Annotated in this window: 15 protein-coding genes; 1 reads left to right on the top strand and 14 read right to left on the bottom strand. The window is 34.0% G+C overall.

Annotated elements, in window-relative coordinates:
* Positions 1-85: 85 nt before the first annotated feature.
* From LS73_RS04620 to leuS, 14 genes are all read right to left on the bottom strand, one after another.
* Positions 86-748, bottom strand: a complete 663-nt coding sequence (locus LS73_RS04620; RefSeq protein ID WP_034558451.1) for a YiiX/YebB-like N1pC/P60 family cysteine hydrolase — start codon at positions 746-748, stop codon at positions 86-88.
* A gap of 554 nt (positions 749-1,302) precedes the next feature.
* A complete protein-coding gene (gene alr / locus LS73_RS04615; RefSeq protein WP_034558453.1) occupies positions 1,303-2,550 on the bottom strand; it encodes an alanine racemase in 1,248 nt (415 codons plus the stop codon).
* 119 nt (positions 2,551-2,669) lie between these two features.
* Positions 2,670-3,428 (bottom strand): urease accessory protein UreD, encoded by a 759-nt coding sequence (locus LS73_RS04610; RefSeq protein ID WP_034558884.1) that lies wholly within the window; start codon positions 3,426-3,428, stop codon positions 2,670-2,672.
* Complete coding sequence (gene ureG, locus LS73_RS04605) at positions 3,425-4,030, bottom strand: urease accessory protein UreG (RefSeq protein ID WP_034558455.1); 606 nt, start codon at positions 4,028-4,030, stop codon at positions 3,425-3,427. Before ureG ends, LS73_RS04610 begins: the two co-directional genes overlap by 4 nt.
* 9 nt (positions 4,031-4,039) lie before the next feature.
* Positions 4,040-4,702: an urease accessory protein UreF gene (locus LS73_RS04600; RefSeq protein WP_052089785.1), complete on the bottom strand. Its 663-nt coding sequence runs from the start codon at positions 4,700-4,702 to the stop codon at positions 4,040-4,042.
* A 1-nt stretch (position 4,703) separates the two neighbouring features.
* The gene (gene ureE / locus LS73_RS04595) at positions 4,704-5,222 is read right to left on the bottom strand and encodes an urease accessory protein UreE (protein WP_034558458.1); all 519 of its coding nucleotides are present in this window, start codon (positions 5,220-5,222) and stop codon (positions 4,704-4,706) included.
* Positions 5,222-5,734 carry an AmiS/UreI family transporter gene (locus LS73_RS04590; protein WP_034558459.1) on the bottom strand — a complete coding sequence of 171 codons (513 nt, stop codon included), beginning with the start codon at positions 5,732-5,734 and terminating at the stop codon, positions 5,222-5,224. The genes ureE and LS73_RS04590 overlap by 1 nt, the downstream gene beginning before the upstream one ends.
* A gap of 9 nt (positions 5,735-5,743) precedes the next feature.
* Complete coding sequence (ureB, locus tag LS73_RS04585; RefSeq protein ID WP_034558460.1) at positions 5,744-7,453, bottom strand: urease subunit beta; 1,710 nt, start codon at positions 7,451-7,453, stop codon at positions 5,744-5,746.
* A 32-nt stretch (positions 7,454-7,485) separates the two neighbouring features.
* Entirely contained in the window at positions 7,486-8,115 is a 630-nt protein-coding gene (ureA, locus tag LS73_RS04580; protein WP_034558886.1) for an urease subunit alpha, read from the bottom strand.
* A 207-nt stretch (positions 8,116-8,322) separates the two neighbouring features.
* Positions 8,323-9,246 carry a radical SAM protein gene (locus LS73_RS04575; RefSeq protein ID WP_034558462.1) on the bottom strand — a complete coding sequence of 308 codons (924 nt, stop codon included), beginning with the start codon at positions 9,244-9,246 and terminating at the stop codon, positions 8,323-8,325.
* 10 nt (positions 9,247-9,256) lie between these two features.
* A complete protein-coding gene (locus LS73_RS04570; protein ID WP_034558888.1) occupies positions 9,257-10,426 on the bottom strand; it encodes an MFS transporter in 1,170 nt (389 codons plus the stop codon).
* A gap of 206 nt (positions 10,427-10,632) precedes the next feature.
* A complete protein-coding gene (locus LS73_RS04565) occupies positions 10,633-12,003 on the bottom strand; it encodes an MFS transporter (protein WP_081955609.1) in 1,371 nt (456 codons plus the stop codon).
* A gap of 71 nt (positions 12,004-12,074) precedes the next feature.
* Positions 12,075-12,827, bottom strand: a complete 753-nt coding sequence (locus LS73_RS04560; RefSeq protein ID WP_034558464.1) for a YebC/PmpR family DNA-binding transcriptional regulator — start codon at positions 12,825-12,827, stop codon at positions 12,075-12,077.
* Between the two features lie 244 nt (positions 12,828-13,071).
* Positions 13,072-15,534 carry a leucine--tRNA ligase gene (gene leuS, locus LS73_RS04555; RefSeq protein ID WP_034558466.1) on the bottom strand — a complete coding sequence of 821 codons (2,463 nt, stop codon included), beginning with the start codon at positions 15,532-15,534 and terminating at the stop codon, positions 13,072-13,074.
* A 223-nt stretch (positions 15,535-15,757) separates the two neighbouring features.
* On the opposite strand from leuS, the gene LS73_RS04550 reads away from it, so the two are divergent.
* Entirely contained in the window at positions 15,758-19,294 is a 3,537-nt protein-coding gene (locus tag LS73_RS04550) for a bifunctional proline dehydrogenase/L-glutamate gamma-semialdehyde dehydrogenase (protein WP_104692231.1), read from the top strand.
* Positions 19,295-19,507: the final 213 nt, after the last annotated feature.

Below are 19,507 nucleotides of genomic sequence, written 5' to 3'. Positions count from 1 at the left end.
TGACTCTAAAGCGTGCAGAAATTATTGCAAATAGGTTTATGTATATTCTATGAGAGTAGCTACATGAAGCCTAAATAAATAGTATCTATTTCCTTTTAACCTGAATTAACATTTCATCACGGGCAAGATCATTTGGATTTGTGCCTAGCTCTCCTTGAGGAACTGGCTTGTTCAACTTAGCAAAAAGTTCTTCCCAATATTTTGGTAAGTTTCCATCTGGTGCATAAAAATTCATCGGATTCGCCTTAAAAACATGTTTACCGTTTATATCCAGAAATGCCTCATAAATAAGCTCACTGCAATACATTGCACCATTATTTGGTGTATAAGTAAAATCATAAGGCTCGCCTAAGTATTTCTCTGCACGTTTAATGCTTGCTTTAATATCAACTTTTTTGGCAATTTTTGGATTAAGGCGCATAATATCAAAATGTGGGTTCTCTTCGAGAAATTTTTGAAGTTTAGTACGCACTACCCCAAGCTTTGGTTCAGCCTCTAAAACAGAATCTGTGTACATGTCAAAAATCCCTACATGAGTATAGCTTACCCCATCTTTTTGTGTAGCTTGGCTAATGGCTTTATCAAAATCAGATTCTGAGGTTTTTACAAAAATTAAATCTCCATGTTGCAAATTAAGCTCTCGTGCAGTAGTGTAGGCAGGTTTGCCTTCCATCGGATTGGTAAAACATACTAGAGAAAGAAAAATGAAACCTAACGGTAAAAACATTCTCTTTATATAATTATTCATTGAATTCCTTTGTATTTTGAATCAAACGCACATTATGATGCATTGTTTTAATAAATAAATTCTTATGATTTTTATACATTACGATAAACAAGCCATTAAGGCAGAACAAGATTTTACTTAATCAAACTACCTTTGGAAATACAACAAAACTATCTATGTTGTTACAGGGCTAGTGAATCACCTGCTAACTTTAAAGTATCTAATATTATAGATATAACACCAAGTCAGTTTTCATATTTTGGAGCCACACTGATACCCTAATGTATAACATTGGGGATATCCCTATAAGCGTAACTTTAGGATAATTCCTGCCATAGTTATAAGTCATATTATAAAAATACAAAAGGTTACTATAGAATCAGGGGTAATTTATAATTATTCAAAACTTGCTATTGCTAACAAGCATTTATCCTAACCACTAAAGAAAGTTGGGATTTCTGCTTGTTAGGGTTTAAATCTCAATATTGTTTATTTCTTAATCCATAAATTATCTGCTTATCTGTTTTTTGCTTATCGACCTCAGAATTTGATTAATTGACATTAAGATAATGCAATTAATAACAAACATCCTTTGCTTTATTATCCTTTACAAAGTGAGGATTCGCACTACCCCAATACCCCAATGTCTCTGATAATATCGTGCCTGTTGCCTTTTGTATTTCTTCTTGTGTGATTTCATCATTGCATTGTTTACCAAAAATCACTACTTCATCTCCTGCTTGAATATCTGGATAATCAGTTACATCTACCATAAAGGTATTCTTTGCAACTTTTCCAACAACATTTACCCTATGTCCTCTAATAAGCACTACACCCTGATTACTAAAGCTCCTTGCATAGCCATCATAATATCCCATAGGAATATTAGCAAGCATAGAATCTCTTTTTAATGTATATGTCCCATCATAGCTAACCTTGCTCCCTTTGGGATAAGGATTAATAGTGGCTACTTGTGATTTAAGGCTTATTATTTGTTTTACACCTAGATTTGGATCCCCTCCACCATAACCATAAATAAGCTTGCCTGGTCTTATCATATCATATCTTGATTCTGGCACTTGCACGGCAGCATAGGAATTAGCAGTATGCAAGGTCAATTTTTTTCTATCTAGCTTTGCCTCTTTGATTAGGTATTGCATGTCAGATTCAAATATTTTTAAAAGTTCTTTTACTTTAGACACTTCATCATACGGAAAATGTGCCATAAGTCCTGTGATTTTTAGATGTGGTAAAGTAGCTAGACTAACAGCATCATCTTTTCCTTTTTGAGTGCTCATATCAATACCATTTCTATCCATTCCCGCAGAATTTAGATTAATATGAATGTTTAGCTTCTTTTTCATTTGTGCTGCCATTGCATTAAGCTCTTTTGCTTGCGAAAGATTCCCTATAACCTCTGTTATATTATAAGCTAAGCCATCTTTTATCTCCCCCATTGTAGCAGTTCTAATTCTTAGAATCTCGCCTTTATACTTCATCTTTCGAATGACCCTTGCTTCTTCATTGCTTGTAATAGCAATGCATGGAATCTTTTCTTCCATAACAACAGGCAAAACAGTGCTTATACTAGCACCATAGGCATCAGACTTTAATACAGCACAAACTTTTGCATTACCTGCTATTTGTTTAGTAATCTGTAAATTTTTTTTAAATGCGACCAAATCAACTTCTACAAAAGAATTAGTATTACTTTTTGTTACATGTTTATTATTACTTAAAATTGGTGAAGCAAGGCTAAAATTTATTATTAATGACAAACTTATTGCACAAACAAAGCTTGTTGTCAAAAATGTATTTTTCATAATGATCCCCTTAATATCTAATTATAAACAATTAGCTTAATACTAATTATACCTACTTTACTAACCAATGAATCTCTAAATTGCATAACAAGCAATAAAAGATGAAAATATATTTAATATTAGCCAAGTAGTCTATATCTAAAGTCCAACAATCTTTCGCTTTGATTATCAAGTGCCCTAATGATGATGGCTCCATTATTTGTGCTTATACCAGCATTTAAGGGGCTATTTTGAATTTTTTGCTCTAAAGATTGCATGTTTAGAGAATCATCAAATATAATCATACTTAAAACATGGGTATATTCATCAAAGAGGCAAGGGTTTTGTAAATCCATTTTTGTGGGGTTAAGATTCATATTTTCAAAAAATACCAAATTATTGTCTTTATAAATACAAACCTTTGAGCTAAACTCTAAAAAATCAAATATTTCTCCACAAGCTACCCTTCCTGCACACAATATTTCACTATAATGCAATTTAGCGTTTTTATCAAGATAAATATCTGTTGTATTTTTAAAGGAAGCATTTTTAAAGGGTAATATGGGTAAAGGGGCATAATCCAAAAAGGCATTTTCTTCAACTATGATTCGTGTTTGTTTGCTAGCATAGCCATCTTGTGTATCGTGTATTTTTTCATAGCTTTGCGAAGTTAATCTTATCTTACTTTCTTTGCCAATATGTATAGTAATATCTTGTCTATCATCTTTAAGTAGTCCAGCAGATACAGATATAAGCATAATTTCAGCTATATCATCATCTTCTAGTGGGCTTATTAGTTTTAAAGGTGGAGTAAAAAACATCTCTTCAATGATATTTTTACCATTTAATCCTTTTTTGGTTTTAAGCTTTAAAATGCTATCTTGTGTAAAGCTACTCATAGGCAATCTTCTAAAAGTGCATATTTTTTTATCCATTCAATCACTGCATCAACCCCCTCTTGAGAGCGGATATTAGTAAATAAAAATGGCTTATCCCCACGCATTTTTTTAGCATCTGCTTCCATTATGCTTAAACTTGCTCCAACATAGGGGGCTAAGTCAATTTTATTAATAATAAGCAAATCTGAACGCATAATACCCGGACCACCTTTTCTTGGGATTTTGTCGCCTTGTGCCACATCAATAACAAAGATTGTAAAATCTGCTAATTCTGGACTAAATGTAGCTGTAAGATTATCGCCTCCACTTTCTATAAATAAAATCTCAATATCTGGGAATCTCTCCTGCATTTCTTCCACAGCCTCAAGATTCATAGAAGCATCTTCTCTAATGGCTGTATGAGGGCAACCACCTGTTTCTACTCCTATTATCCGCTCACTTGGAAGCACAGAGTTTTTGCTCATAAACTCCGCATCTTCTTGCGTATAAATATCATTTGTAATAACTCCAAGAGAGTATTTTTCATTCATCTTTCGCGTAAGGCATTCTATAAGGGCAGTTTTGCCACTTCCCACAGGTCCGCATACTCCTATCTTTACCATATTTCTCCTTTAGGACATATATATTTTTGTTTGCAAATATTGGTGTTGCATTGCTTTAATTTCACTAGCAATAGCATTATTACACAAATCTTGTTTTTTAAGGCATTCTAACTTTTGACACACAATATAAAACTCTTTATGCAAAGAAGCTAAAATTTCTTGCCCATCGCTTTGTGCAAGCGGAACGAGTTTTACGCAGTTAGTTAAGGCTTGAGAGCTTTGAGCGTATAAATAATGATGTAAGCAATCTTGATAATTTAATCCATAGGCTACACAAAATACACCATAGGCAACCACATAAATAGGATTCTTGCTCTCTTGTGTATAGGCTTTAAATAACGCCTTTTGCTCTAATTTCATAGCATCAATCGTTTTTATAAATCGCGCTCCTAACTTTTGTATGGCATTTAAAACCTGCCTTGCAGAGGTTGCTGCTGCAATAATAGATTCTATTTCCAAAATTTCCTCTAAGCAATGTGCTTTTTTAATAAGCTTTATGACTAATAAATCAGTGTATAAGATTTGCGTATGCAAATAAGCTTTAAGATACTCTCTAGCATCATATTTATTTTTTATCCTGCCTAATTGCACATAGCTCTCTAATCCAAAAGAATGTGTATAGCTACCTATTGGAAAAAGTGAATCATTAATGTGTAAAAGCAAAAAATCCAAGTTATTCCTTTTTTGTAATTTTGATAGAAAAATGCGGGCTTTGGGTAATCTTTGGCTCACTTGCAATAGGATAGGTAATATTAATTCTATCTTTAGAATCTAACACGCAGTATTTTTTTTCAAATGCGATATTTTGCCTCTCAAGGATTCTTTGCAATGGTTGTTCAAATGGTGCTTGAAACTCCATTGTGTCTTTGTTGCAAAAAAGTGGTATATGTAAATTCCCAATCTCATAGCACAATCTAGCCATAATATGCCAATGCTCTGGTTTCATACAAAGCACCCAAGTAGGCAAAATGGAAATAATGATTACTCTATTCTTATCTAAGAAAAGAATATCTCCATTATTTAATCCATATTTTGGCGTTTGGGTAAGTTTCATCGCTATAACTTGCCCATTTTGTGAAGTTAAGCGAGCAATCTTTTTTCTTGTATCATACCAAGACATTGGCACTTCATCAATCTCTAAATGTGTTGCATCTATATCTTTAATATTGCCAATAATATGTTCTACTTGCATCAGTGCCAATATCCTATAAGGATAAGCCACGATGGAATCCATGCAGTAAAGATTCCCTCTGCAATGGCTAAATAAGGCACGAATTTAAGTTCAATTTTTAAAACACTTTCAATCCAACCTGTAAGCCATAAAATACCCCAAGCAATCCATATAACAGAAAAAGCTAAGCCTTCTCCCGTGTTTTCAAGATAGCTTAAATAAGCCGCAGGGACTGAATTTACAGCTACAAATAAACTATACCAACCATAAGCCCTTATATCAAGATTAAATAAATTATTGCATGCTATAAAAAGATAGGTAAAGCCAAAAAGCAATCCTGTTGCTGCTGCATAAAAGTCATTATCTCCACCAGTAATACTTCCATGCACTATAACAATAAGATTTATCAATACAGATAACGATCCTACAAAGATATCCATTACTGATGCAGTTTTTCCATTAATATGGGTGATACGACAAATGCCATTATTAATTAAAACAATAGCTACATACATTAGTACAATTCCTAGCATACTTTCCTCTTAAAATAAACAATAAAGTTGTCCCAAAGAGACACTATCAACAGATTTAGAAGTGATTTTTTTACCATTTACACTAACTTCATAAGTTTCTGGATTTACCTTAATGGGTGTAACAACATCATTAAATTGCATATCCTTTTTAGTAATCTTGCGACAATTTTTAACAGGTAAAAGGATTCTTTGAAGCCCAAATTTTTCTTTAATATTTGTATCATAAGCAACTTTTGAAACAAAAGTAATCGCACAATTATATTTTGCTTTTCCATGACTACCAAACATTGGTGCATAGACAATGGGCTCTGGAGTAGGAATAGAAGCATTAGAATCTCCTATTTTTGCCGCTACAATCATTCCATTTTTAAGTATCATTTCTGGTTTTACACCAAACATACTTGGTTTCCAAAGAACTAAATCCGCAAATTTACCCACTTCAATAGAGCCTACATATTCTGAAATTCCATGAGCAATAGCTGGATTAATGGTATATTTTGAAATATATCTTTTGATTCTAAAATTATCATTTTCCCCGCATTCCTCTTTTAAAGCCCCAAATTCATTTTTGCACTTATTAGCAGTTTGCCAAGTCCTTATGATGACTTCACCCACTCTACCCATAGCTTGAGAATCTGAACTTGTAATGGAGAAAATCCCCATATCGTGTAGTGTATCCTCTGCAGCAATAGTTTCTGGGCGGATTCTACTATCAGCAAATGCCACATCCTCTTTAATTTTTTTATCTAAATGATGGCATACCATAAGCATATCTAGGTGCTCATCAGCGGTATTTTTGGTAAAGGGAATTGTAGGGTTTGTAGAGGCAGGTAAGATATTTAGCTCTCCTGCAGCCTTAATGATATCTGGAGCATGTCCTCCACCAGCACCTTCAGTATGGAATGTATGGATAGTTCTTCCCCCAATTGCTCTCATTGTATCTTCAACACAACCCGCTTCATTTAAAGTATCTGTATGAATAGCCACTTGCACATCATATTTTTCAGCAACATTTAAAGCGTGATTAATCGCCGCAGGAGTAGAACCCCAATCCTCATGAACTTTTAACCCCAATGCACCTGCTTTAATTTGCTCTTCTAATGCTTCCTCATTAGAGCTATTGCCTTTCCCAAAAATTCCTATATTCATGGCATATTCTTCGGCGGCACCCAACATTTGTTGCATATTATATTTTCCGGGTGTGCAAGTAGTAGCATTTGTTCCAGCTGCGGGTCCTGTGCCTCCACCAATCATTGTTGTTACGCCACTATAAAGTGCAGTTGGAATTTGTGTAGGAGAGATAAAATGGATATGTGTATCAATCCCACCTGCTGTAACTATTTGTCCCTCCCCTGCTATAACCTCTGTTGCTGCGCCTACAACCATCGTTTTTGATACATTATCTTGAGTATCAGGATTCCCAGCCTTACCAATGCCTACAATTTTCCCATTTTTTATACCAATATCTGCCTTATAAATCCCTGTATAATCAATAATCATTGCATTAGTAATAACAACATCAAGCTCATTTTCATAAGAACTTGCGCTTTGAGCCATACCATCGCGGATAGTTTTCCCCCCGCCAAATTTGATCTCTTCGCCATAAGTCGTGTAATCTTTTTCAATCTCTGCAAATAAGTTTGTATCTCCTAAACGCACTTTATCGCCCGTAGTTGGTCCATACATAGAAGCATATTGTTTTCTTGAAATTTTAATCATAATTTATCCTTATATATCAAAAAAATTAGTGTTTATTTTTTGTTTATTTGAGCGTTGGTTAAGTCATTAAATCCAATAATCTTTTGTTTGCCTCCAAAATCAATCAGATTTACGCTTTTTTCTTCACCAGGTTCAAAACGCACAGAGGTGCCAGAGGCAATATCTAAACGTTTGCCATAGGCTTGTTTCCTGTCAAATTCTAAGAGTGTATTGACTTCAAAAAAGTGAAAATGAGAACCCACTTGTATGGGTCTATCACCTTTATTAGAGACTTTAATACTTATAGATTCTTTATTGGCATTAAGGATAATATCCTCATCTTTTAAGATATATTCCCCAGGAGTAAGTTTGCCATTATCCTCAATGGGATTATGGATTGTTACAAGCTTTGTGCCATCAGGGAAGCTTACTTCTACTTGCACTTCATCAACCATACTTGCTACCCCATCCATTACTTCATCGGATCTAAGAATCTCTCTGCCAAATTGCATTAACTCTGCTACGCTTTTGTTTCCCTCTCGTGCAAGCTCCATAATTTCCATACTAATAAGGGCTATGGATTCCACATAATTAAGCTTAATTCCACGCTCTTTACGAGATTTAGCTAATTGTCCGGCATAATGAAGCATTAGTTTGTCTAATTCTTTAGGCGTTAACCTCATACTATTCCTTTACTTTTAAAATGACGTGCGAGTTGACAACTTACGCCTACCGCAGTAACATTAGATTATATCTTAAATAAGTTAGTATATTGACAATTAATTGACAATTATAGATTAAATAGTTGATTTTTTTATATTTTATATTTGAATCTTAATGTTGGTGTAAGTTATTTTGGATTTACTATAGATAGTATGTATATTTGTTTATTATTCATTATTGATGTAATAAAACATCGTGCCTGCTAGATTCTTTTGTATCACCGTGCCCTCTTTTAATAACATCTCTAGTATATTCATGCTTTGAGTTGTCCATAAAATCTCACAATCAAGCATGCTTAGAGGTCTTCTAGCAAGTATTTTTAGTATCTCTTCCCTATTAACATATTGACGGTCTAAGGACATCTTGTCATTGCCACGAGTAACTACACACACAGGCAGACCACTAAAAACTTCAGCTATTTCATATAACTTAGCATTACTAACTGGAAATACCCTATGCGAGCTTGGTCTATCAATACTAGATATATCCAACCTTTTAATATTAATTTCTCGTAAAAAGTTCGCACTAGCTACATTTGATTCTATATCATCATTGATACCTTTTACGATTAGAATCTCCGCTACTAATTCCCCTTTATAATCTCTAGCAAAATCTTTTATTTCATGCTGTATTATGTTTATATCAAGATTTTTACTTGGCTTATCTATACGCTTAAAAATTGCAGGACTTATAGAATCTAAAGAAAATTTTACAATATCAAAATGTTTTAGGGCATTCTTGCATTCACCAAACTTTGATCCATTGCTAAGTATAAGAGTCTTTATACTTACATATGGTTTTAATATTTTTTTGGATTCTATAATTAACTCTTCTAAATGTGGATAAAGTGTTGGCTCTCCATTGGCAGTAAATGTAAGAACATCAATTTTACAATTCTTATATAAGGCTTGTTCTATAGCATTTAGTATATCTTGTATAGACGCAACATCGCTTTGGGAATCCTGGGTTTTTTGCGCTTGTAATTCACAATATACACAATTAAAGTTGCATTGCTTACCTTTTGGGCTTAAATCCACTCCTAGACTAATTCCAAATCTTCGAGATAAAACTGGTCCAAATACAATATCCATAGCTACCACCTTATGATCTCATAGTAATAATGGGCGATTTATAGGCTAGAAGCCCCAATATACAAACAATAAAACTAACAAATATTAGCAATATAATAGCTTCTTTGAACCCTCCAAAATAATCATTCAGACAGCCTAAAATTAGCGGCGCGCTAGAAGCAATAAGATAACCTAAACCCTGCGACATAGCAGAAAGCCTAGCAGCTATGAAGACATTCTGACTTTTTGTTGACATAAAAAGTAAAACTATACCAAACACACCGCCCATAGGAATGCCAATCAATATTGAGCTAATATAAAACACAAATAAGGAATCAAATATAAGCAAAAGGAATAATGCTACAATATAGCAAAGACATAATATAGCAATATATGGAGCTTTGTAGATATTGCGTAATCTAGCTAGCAGCAATGGACCAAATAGCCCAACTGGCACAGCTACTAACTGCGATACAAGCAAAACTTGCCCACCAACCTCTTGTGAGTAGCCACTATAAATCACCATAGATGCAAACCAAGAAAAAATACTATAAGCTATGAAGCCTTGAAACCCCATAAAGCAAGTGATAATCCATGCGCTTTTATGTTTAAATACATTTGGCGCGCTAACTAATTTTTGTTTAGCCCTAAAAATTCTACCATTGCGAATTTGAGGAATATATATCAAGAGAGCTAGCAAAGCAAATATAACCCAAAATGACAAGGCTAGGCGCAGAGGAAGAAAATACAGCAATGGAAGGCTAATAGCAATTCCTACAACAGATGAGAGGTTTAAAGTTAAGCTATATAAGCCCATCATTTGTGGAAGCTTATCTGGGAATTTCTGCTTAACAAAGCTAGGCAGTAACACATTGCCAATGGCAATTCCTGCTCCAAGCAAAGACATTCCTACAAATAGCCCAATCTCACCATTGATACTACGCAAGATTTCACCAAATATAATAAATAATATTCCCCACATAAGAGTTGCAATAGGTGCAAAATATGGAGCAATAAACGAAACACTACCAAAGGCAATAAGGGGCAAGGAGATTAACAGCCCAGCCATAGCAGAACTAAGAGAATAATATTCCTTAATAACTTCAATAATAACACCAACAGAAGTAATGGGAGCACGAAGATTAAACGCCACTACCACTATAACTAGACAATTAAGCCAAAATATCTTTTTTCTTGCCATAAACATCTCCGCTAAATTCCTAGCTATTTAGTAACAATGCTTTATTTATCCTAATTATATATTATGATTTAGCTTTGATGTTTCATAAAAACTTGAAAATTTTAATACTATGGAGTTTTATGGCTAGATTCTATCACTTTTACTTAGAATTTAGTATAACTATTATTATCCTTATAATAATTTAATGCAAAATTATTCACAAATTTCTATTTATGATTCTTTGCTTGTTGTAGGTTAAGCAGATTTGTTATATCAATAGGGCTAATCCTATCAATACGATACTTAATAATCATAATATTCTCGCTTACATTCTCATACCACTCAATTATGCTTTCATTTCTTAAGAATGATTCAAGCTTTGAGCGCATTAAATCTTGTGGAATAGCAATATCTTCTGTGCGAATATATAGCATCTTTGCATTGTGCGGATTAGCAAGCCACTTCCTTGCTACAAAGCCCCAAATAACCATAAGAGTTGCTATAATGAAGAATATAATACTATGCCACTCAATTAAAATTGAGTAATCATGAAAGACTCCTCCAAGCATAGCCCCAAAAAAGCTTCCAGCAAATCCTGCGGCACTAAAATCTCCAATGACTGCTCCTCTAACGCTAGCTTTAGCATATTTGCTAACTAAGCTTTGTAACAATGCCTCCTGTATGGAAAATGCAATAAAAAATAAAACAAAACAAAATGAAAATATTCCTACATTCTCAATAAATAATGCTAATCCTAAATAGCATGTAAAGAACAATGCAATGCTTATAGATAGCACCTGTAAGGATTTACCTTTTTTCTCACTAAATATTGAGGCTGGAGCTAGAGACAAAATTGCAAAAAATACAGCAATTATATATACAGCATAGAAGTTTGATTTGTCCATATACAAACTAAGCGCGATAGGAGCTATAGAAAAAGTAAAAATCATTAGAAATTTTTCTATGAAGTTACTGGCACAAGCAATTACAATGCTCCTTGTAATCTCTTTATTATAAATACTAGAATCTAGTATATAAGAATAAGTAATTCTATCTTTGAATTTAACAAAATATACTGCAATAATTATTGATACAAAACTTAAAAATGCACTAAGTCCAAATAGCCCGCCAAGTCCATATGATGTGCCACCAACAAATGAGCCAAGAATCATAGCCACAATGAAACTAGCAAAGATTCCAACACCCATAATTGCCATAGCATGCGTGCGTCTTTCTTCAGGCACACAGTCTGCAACCAATGCAGTTAATATCCCGCCAATCGCACCCATTCCTTGCAAACAACGACCAATTATTAAGTAATAGATAGAATCCGCTAGCATGCAAACAATAGATCCTATTAAAAATACTACAAGGCCTATTAATAAAACTGGTTTCCTACCATATCTATCACTCCAGCGGCCAAATAATGGTTGAAATATCACTTGAAATAGATATGGTGCGCCTATGGCTATGCCTACATTAATAATACTTGCATGCTCCATTGTGGAAACAAGCAAGGATATGACTGGCAAAACGATAAAAAGTCCCAAGAATCGAAAGAATAAAATACTTAGTAGAGGAAAAACTTGCTTAAACACAATTCGCACCTTTAGCGTTTAGAATCAAAACAAAAGATTATAAGCATTTAACATATTTGATTGGAATGTAATTAGGAGAGATTGGTATAGACCGCTTGGACATCAGAATCATCTTCAATCTTATCAAGAAGTTTTTCTAAATCTAAAATTTGCTCTTCTGTAAGAGTGATTGGATTTGTGGGGATGCGAACTAACTTTGATGATATAGGCATAATGCCTAGTGATTCTAGTCCATTTGCAAGCTCGCCAAAATCCTCATAGCGACAATGAGCAATATAAAGATTCTTATGCTTAGTGCCACTAGACTCATTAGCGTAAATATCGCTAACTTCATATTCTTGCAGGGAATCTAAACCATAATCAATTAAGCTAAGCTCAACAAAATCTCTATCTTGATTTCCTAAATCTATATGAAATTCACCTTTACGTTCAAACATAAAATCAATTGAGCCATTTGTAAGTAGGCTAGCTCCTGATGTTTTATTAAAATAGCTTTTGATATTTGCCACAGTCCTTGTAGGATTGTCAGTAGCACACTCAATAAATATTAATATGCCATTTGCTGCCTTGCCCTCATAAGAGACTTCGCTAAAACTACCTTCTTTTGCGCTAGCTCTCTTGATTGCGGATTCTATATTATCCTTTGGCATATTTTGAGCTTTAGCATTGGCGATAGCTGTACGTAACTTAGCATTCATCTCTGGATCTATACCGCCTTGTTTTGCTGCTAAAGTAATTGCTGCAGCAAGCTTTGGAAATACCTTGCTCATCTTATCCCATCGCTTTTCTTTTGCAGCTCGTCTGTATTCAAAGGCTCTTCCCATATATTCCCCTATCACAAAAATAACTCTTGATTCTAACATGTGAAATTGTCAAAATCAAGATTGGTTACATTTATAATCAAGCCCAACTTTGTAAATAATCTTACATTGAGATTTATTAAATAGCTATCATTATTTGAATGAAAAATAATAAGGTAATTAAAATAACGCTAAGCTAAATTGTAGATAAATTAATTATAGCATTAAACTGAAATCTAAATGCTTAAGAAGATAAATTTGCAATATTCTATAACACAAAATTAATAAGCTTATTTTGCACAAAGATTTCTTTTTTAATAGGACTAGTCAACCACTTGTTGGCTACTTGCTTTGCTTTTGCTATTGCTTCCTCTTTGCTAGAATCACTTCGCAAAGATATTTCAGCACGCCTCTTGCCATTTACACTAACCACATAGCTAATCTCATCTTGAATAAAAGCACTATGGTCTACCTTTAATGGGCTAAAATTTGCCATATTAAATAGCTCTTGACTTAACTCACTTGCTATATGTGGTATGAATCCTTCCAATATATGCAACAATATATAATACCCTTCTGTAAAAACCAAGTCATCATTTTGTGCAGAAATTGCATTGTGTGCTTCCATACAAGCCGCAATGACAACATTAAATGGATAACCATCAAGCTTTTTAGTAAAAACGTTTTGATACTTTTGCAAGGCATCATGAACTTTGTAACGAGCGATCTTAGAATCCTTGCTCAAATCTATAGACTTTATGTCATATAAATTTGCATCTTTCTGCACACGATCTTTTCTATCTACAAGGCGATTGATAAACTTATAGCATCCTCTCACACCCTCATCATTCCACTCTAATGCATAAGTTGGAGGTGCAGCAAAAAGAGCAAAAAGCCTAGCTGTATCAGCTCCATAAGATTCTATAATGTGTTTTGGCTCTACAATATTGCCCAGACTTTTGGACATCTTTGCGCCATTTTTTAGCACCATACCTTGTGATAGCAATGCGCTAAATGGCTCACTAAATGATAAATATCCCAAATCTCGTAAAACTTTAGTAAAAAATCTAGCATATAGTAAATGCAATATAGCATGTTCAATGCCACCCACATATTGATCTACAGGCATAAAATAATCCAAAGATTCTTTACTAAATGCCAATTTTTCATATAGCTCTGGAGGTGTAGTATAGCGCAAGAAATACCAGCTAGATTCAACAAATGTATCCATAGTATCGCTCTCTCTAGTAGCTTTAGCTCCACATTTGTGACATACTACATCTTTCCAGGTAGAATGTCTATTTAAAGGATTGCCCTCACCTGTGATTTTTATATCATCAGGCAATGTAACAGGCAAATTTATTTCCTCTAGCACACCACAATTTGGACAATGTATAAGAGGAATTGGAGTTCCCCAATAGCGTTGCCTAGAAATTCCCCAATCGCGCAACTTGTATTTTGTAACTCTTTTTCCCCTACTATTTTGCTCGAAAAATATGCTAATTTTCTCCCTAGCCTGCTCACTTGTAAGACCAGAATACTCATCGCTATTACATAGGATTCCATCATGGATATAAGGTGAAGTTGCATCGATGTTTGTGCCGCTATTAGGAGTTATAACTTTCAATATAGGCAAATTATATTTCTTGGCAAACTCAAAATCCCTCTCATCATGATATGGAACACTCATTACAGCACCAGAGCCATAACTCATAAGAACAAAATTGCCTACCCATACAGGCAACCTTTTTCCATTTAATGGATGAATAACATAAAGTGGTAGTGCTACTCCTTGCTTAGTATCTTTAGCTCTCTCTCTCTCACTCTGGTTGCGAATCTTATTAATAGCCTCTACACATTCTAAATCTAAGAGATTTTTTTCTATCAAAATATTGACAATCTCATGCTCTGGGGCAATGACACAACAAGAAACCCCATAAATAGTATCGCATCTAGTAGTATATACATTTATCGAGGTAATCTTAGAATCTAACATATCTTGGGAAACTTTATCAAGCAAAAAATCAAACTCTAGTCCTTCTGATTTTCCAATCCAATTTCTCTGCATGCTTATGACTTGTTGGGGCCATTGCCCTTCAAGGGAATCTAAATCTCTTAATAACTCTTCTGCATAATTTGTAATTCTAAAATAATATTGGTGCATTTCCCTTTGCACCACTTCAGTATTACACCTCCAACATCTTCCATCAATAACTTGCTCATTTGCTAATACAGTCAAATCACAAGGGCACCAATTTAATAGAGCTTTTTTGCGATATACTAAGCCTTTCTTCCACATTTGTATAAAGAATTCTTGCTCGTATTTTGTATATATCGGAGAGCAAGTCTCTATTACTCTATCACTTGAGAAACTTAAACCAAGAGAATACATTTCTTTTAGCATGGTTTGCATATTGGAATATGTCCAATCTTTTGGGTGAACATTATATTTGATTGCAGCATTTTCAGCAGGCATACCAAAAGCATCAAAGCCTATTGGGTGTAACACATTGTATCCATACATACGATAATAACGAGCTATAGCATCGCCAATGCAGTAATTGCGGACATGACCCATATGTATAGCACCACTTGGATATGGGAACATTGATAGAATATATTTCTTGGGCTGCGAAAAGTCATCTTTTGGCTCAAAAGCTCTTGTATCACTCCAGATTTTTTGCCACTTTGATTCTATTTCTTTAGGATTGTAGCTTTGCTTGTTAGTCATTATAGAGAATCCTTTGTGTAAAGTCTTTAAAAAGATTAGCTAAATAATAAAAGCAATAATTTTACTATGTTTATTGGCTAAGTATTGATTAAAGATTACAAAATTAAGGGTTACAAGATTATATTTAAGTTAGACATGATTAACTAGTTTGTCATAAATTTATCTAAATAATTATGTTACTTTTAAGATAGAATAACCTAGTATATTAACCTAAGGAGAAATAATGAAAGACACCATAAAAGAAACTCTACATCTAGCAAGAAAACTGCAATACGAAATCAACAAAGATTTAAGTCAATCTGAAAAAAGATTCCGAAAAAGAATGATGAAAATGTTAGAAAATCCGCAAAGCAAGGTTATGCTAATTGAATTGCTTGATAGGAGTTTTAGGTCTAAGGACAGTTTTACGGCGTATGAATTTATCTCACACACATTACAACGATATGGCATAGCAGACTTTTTTTCATCATTTGAGAGAATACTGTTGCAGAGTTTTCTTGGCATTGGTAAAAGCGTGCCATCTATAAGTGTGCCATTGTTTATTAGAAATCTAAGGAATGACACCAAAAAAATAGTGTTAGATGAAAAACCAATTTCACTAAAAAAAAAATCAGATAAGAGGAAAGAACGTCGTATAGGCTTGAATGTGAATCTGATTGGAGAGGAAGTATTAGGAAATTTAGAAGCAAATTATCGCTTGCAAAAATATGAAGACGCACTTAACTCGAAATACATAGACTATATGTCTATTAAAATAACAACAATTTTTTCACAAATAAATATACTTGATTTTGAATATTCCAAAAATGAGATAGTAAAAAGACTAGATAAACTTTATGACATAGCTCAAACCCAAAAGAAAAACGGTAATGAGAAATTCATTAATTTAGACATGGAGGAATACAAAGATCTAGAGTTAACTGTGGTTGCATTTATGGAATCTATTGCAAAGTTTGACATAAAAGCTGGTATCGTATTGCAAGCTTATATACCAGAGTCCTATGAATATCTTAAGAAGTTAGTAGACTTTTCTAAGGCTAGAGTGGAAAGTGGCAAACCTCCAATTAAGATACGTATAGTAAAAGGCGCAAATATGGCGTCAGAGGAAACTACTGCTAGCATAAAAGGTTGGGAGTTACCAACATTTAGACACAAAGTTGATACAGACTCTAATTATAACAAAATGCTTAATTATGTATTAGAAGATTCTAACTTTAAATATATCAATATCGGTATTGCTTCACATAATATATTCCAAATTGCCTATGCCATGACTCGTATAAGACAAGCAGGTGCATATGAATCTTTTACTTTTGAGATGCTAGAGGGCATGAATGTCAGAGCAGGTTTAGAAGTTTCAAAAACCAACCCATTAATATTATATGCACCTGTATGTAGCGATGCTTACTTTAACAACGCAATAGCATATCTTGTAAGAAGACTTGATGAGAATACAAGCGAGGACAATTTTATGCGGTATTCCTTTGACTTGGAGGTAAACTCTGCTGCATGGAAACAACAAGAACAAATATTCTTAGAATCGTTAAAAAAAATGGAATCTGTTCGCACAGAAAGCTACAGAAATCAGAATAGACTGCAAGCCCCTTTCACAAGCAAGGCAAATTTAGAAACTTTTCATAACGAGCCTGATACAGACTTTATACTTGCTTGCAATAGAGAATGGGCAAATGACATTAAACACAAATATACTAATTTTTCTGCCGTTACTATTACGCCAGTCATTGGCGAAGATAGACCAAAGAATTCAAATGCTCGAGAAATTAAAGCAAAAGGAGGAGATAATATAATTGGCACTATCCACAACGCAAGCACTAAAACTATCGCAAAAGCTATATCATTCCTAAAAAATGCAAAGCAGAAACTAAGTTTTGATGAACTAGGACAAATCCTACTTAAAACAGCAGAAATTATTGCAGCCAAAAGAGGTGATTTAATAGGCATATCAGCCCTAGAAGTTGGCAAAACATTTTTAGAGACCGATCCGGAGGTTAGCGAAGCAATAGATTTCTTGCGATTTTATCCTCATAGTATGCAAAAGATTCTAAAAGAGCATAGTAATTATGATTTCACTCCCAAAGGTATAGGCGCAGTCATTACTCCTTGGAACTTTCCTGTAGCAATATCAGTAGGCGGCATTGCAGCTAGCATTGCTAGTGGAAATAGAGTAATCTATAAACCTTCAAATCTCTCATGTATCACAGGCAGCATGTTATGTGAGTGTTTCTATGAAGCTGGGTTGCCAAAGGAATATTTAGTTTTTCTTCCTGCAAGTGGCAAGGATATAAATGAGCTCGTCTTGCCAGAGGCTAATTTTGCTATACTTACAGGCGGAGAAGATACAGCATATAGAATCTTAGAGCAAAACCCAAGTATATTTTTGAGTGCAGAAACTGGAGGAAAGAATGCCACAATTGTAACCAAAATGGCAGATAGAGACCAAGCTGCTAAAAACATTATACATTCAGCCTTCTCAAACTCAGGACAAAAATGCAGCGCAACATCGTTGCTAATCTTAGAAAAAGAAGTCTATGAGGACGAAAACTTTGCTCGCACACTAGTAGATGCTGCGCAAAGCCTAAATGTGGGGTCACCATTTGATTTCAAGAATAAAGTAGGATACCTTAGCGATAATATTAGCGAAAAGGTCAAAGAGGGCTTGAAGTTGCAAATGGGAGAGCAATGGGTATTAAAACCTAGCTTTGTAGACAATAATCCATATGCTATGAAACCCTGCATTAAATATGGCGTAAAAGAGGAAAGTCTATCTCATCTCAATGAGTTTTTTGCTCCTGTTTTATCCGTAATGTGCGCTAAGGATCTAGATCATGCTATACACATTGCTAATTCCACAGGATATGGTCTAACTGGAGGATTAGAATCTCTTGATGAAAGAGAGTGGGAGCATTATATGCGACATATAAAAGCAGGAAATATATATATCAATAAACCAACTACAGGAGCTATTGTATTAAGACAGCCTTTTGGTGGCATTAACAAATCATCAGTTGGATTTGGTAGAAAGGCTGGAGGATATAATTATATAACGCAGTTTGTAGATATAACACCCAAAAAAAATATAACAAAAGAGATTGATACAACACATAGCAATACAACATTTGAGGATAGGTTTTATCACTTTGTATCAGTTGACTTAATTGGTCATGAATTAGAAGGAGAGATAAAGAAAGTACTTAAGGCTATACAAAGCTATGGTTACTACAATCAAAATGAATTTATGCAACAGCGAGATGTGGTCAATATCCGCGGAGAAGATAATGTATTTTATTATGTCCCAGTGAAGTCAGTAATATATAGGGTGAGAAAAGAAGATACTTTGAGCGACATTTTAAAAATTATAGCAGCTTGTGAAATTGTCAATACTAAACTAACATTAAGTATCAAAGCAACAGAAATTAGTAAAGCATTAGAATTTGTATTAGAGAATAGCAAAACAATGTGTTTGCAAAATGTAAGCATTGATTACCAAAGTGAAAGAGATTTCATAGAGATAGCTGGGAATCATGAGTTAATCCGTTATCTAGGTAATCTAGATTCTAACTGTGATATATGTAAGAAGCTAATTAAAGAAGGGGGTGCTCATGGTAAGCTCATTGCTAATCATAAACCATATGACAATGGATACTTTGAGCTTCTATATTATCATACAGAAAGGGCTGCTAGCATTGCATTTCACCGCTATGGGAATCTTGGTAGAAAAGCCCTATTTGAAGGAAAATAATAAAATTAGCTATATATTATAAATATGCTTGACTTTTCAACCCTTTGATATATATCATTAGATATGAAATATTTAGAGATTAGATACAAAACTAATTTATTAAAATATCTCAAAATACTAATGTAACCCTTAACTTAAAATTCCCAATAAGAGTTGAAAAATCTAACAACACTCAAACTCTTATATTTTTGTTACAATAATAACTTTAAATCC

Origin of the sequence: Helicobacter muridarum (assembly GCF_000765805.2) — a bacterium.
Classification (GTDB): Bacteria; Campylobacterota; Campylobacteria; order Campylobacterales; family Helicobacteraceae; genus Helicobacter_A; species Helicobacter_A muridarum.
The sequence above is the reverse complement of the archived record's forward strand: the minus strand, read 5'-3'. Positions and strand labels throughout refer to the sequence as shown.

Excerpts from the sequence above, each read along its gene's own strand:
- LS73_RS04560 (WP_034558464.1), bottom strand. The coding sequence starts at position 12,827 with ATGGGAAGAGCCTTTGAATACAGACGAGCTGCAAAAGAAAAGCGATGG.
- ureA (WP_034558886.1), bottom strand. The coding sequence starts at position 8,115 with ATGAGGTTAACGCCTAAAGAATTAGACAAACTAATGCTTCATTATGCC.
- LS73_RS04575 (WP_034558462.1), bottom strand. The coding sequence starts at position 9,246 with ATGGATATTGTATTTGGACCAGTTTTATCTCGAAGATTTGGAATTAGT.
- LS73_RS04550 (WP_104692231.1), top strand. The coding sequence starts at position 15,758 with ATGAAAGACACCATAAAAGAAACTCTACATCTAGCAAGAAAACTGCAA.
- LS73_RS04620 (WP_034558451.1), bottom strand. The coding sequence starts at position 748 with ATGAATAATTATATAAAGAGAATGTTTTTACCGTTAGGTTTCATTTTT.
- alr (WP_034558453.1), bottom strand. The coding sequence starts at position 2,550 with ATGAAAAATACATTTTTGACAACAAGCTTTGTTTGTGCAATAAGTTTG.
- ureB (WP_034558460.1), bottom strand. The coding sequence starts at position 7,453 with ATGATTAAAATTTCAAGAAAACAATATGCTTCTATGTATGGACCAACT.
- ureG (WP_034558455.1), bottom strand. The coding sequence starts at position 4,030 with ATGGTAAAGATAGGAGTATGCGGACCTGTGGGAAGTGGCAAAACTGCC.
- LS73_RS04610 (WP_034558884.1), bottom strand. The coding sequence starts at position 3,428 with ATGAGTAGCTTTACACAAGATAGCATTTTAAAGCTTAAAACCAAAAAA.
- LS73_RS04570 (WP_034558888.1), bottom strand. The coding sequence starts at position 10,426 with ATGGCAAGAAAAAAGATATTTTGGCTTAATTGTCTAGTTATAGTGGTA.
- ureE (WP_034558458.1), bottom strand. The coding sequence starts at position 5,222 with ATGCAAGTAGAACATATTATTGGCAATATTAAAGATATAGATGCAACA.
- LS73_RS04590 (WP_034558459.1), bottom strand. The coding sequence starts at position 5,734 with ATGCTAGGAATTGTACTAATGTATGTAGCTATTGTTTTAATTAATAAT.
- leuS (WP_034558466.1), bottom strand. The coding sequence starts at position 15,534 with ATGACTAACAAGCAAAGCTACAATCCTAAAGAAATAGAATCAAAGTGG.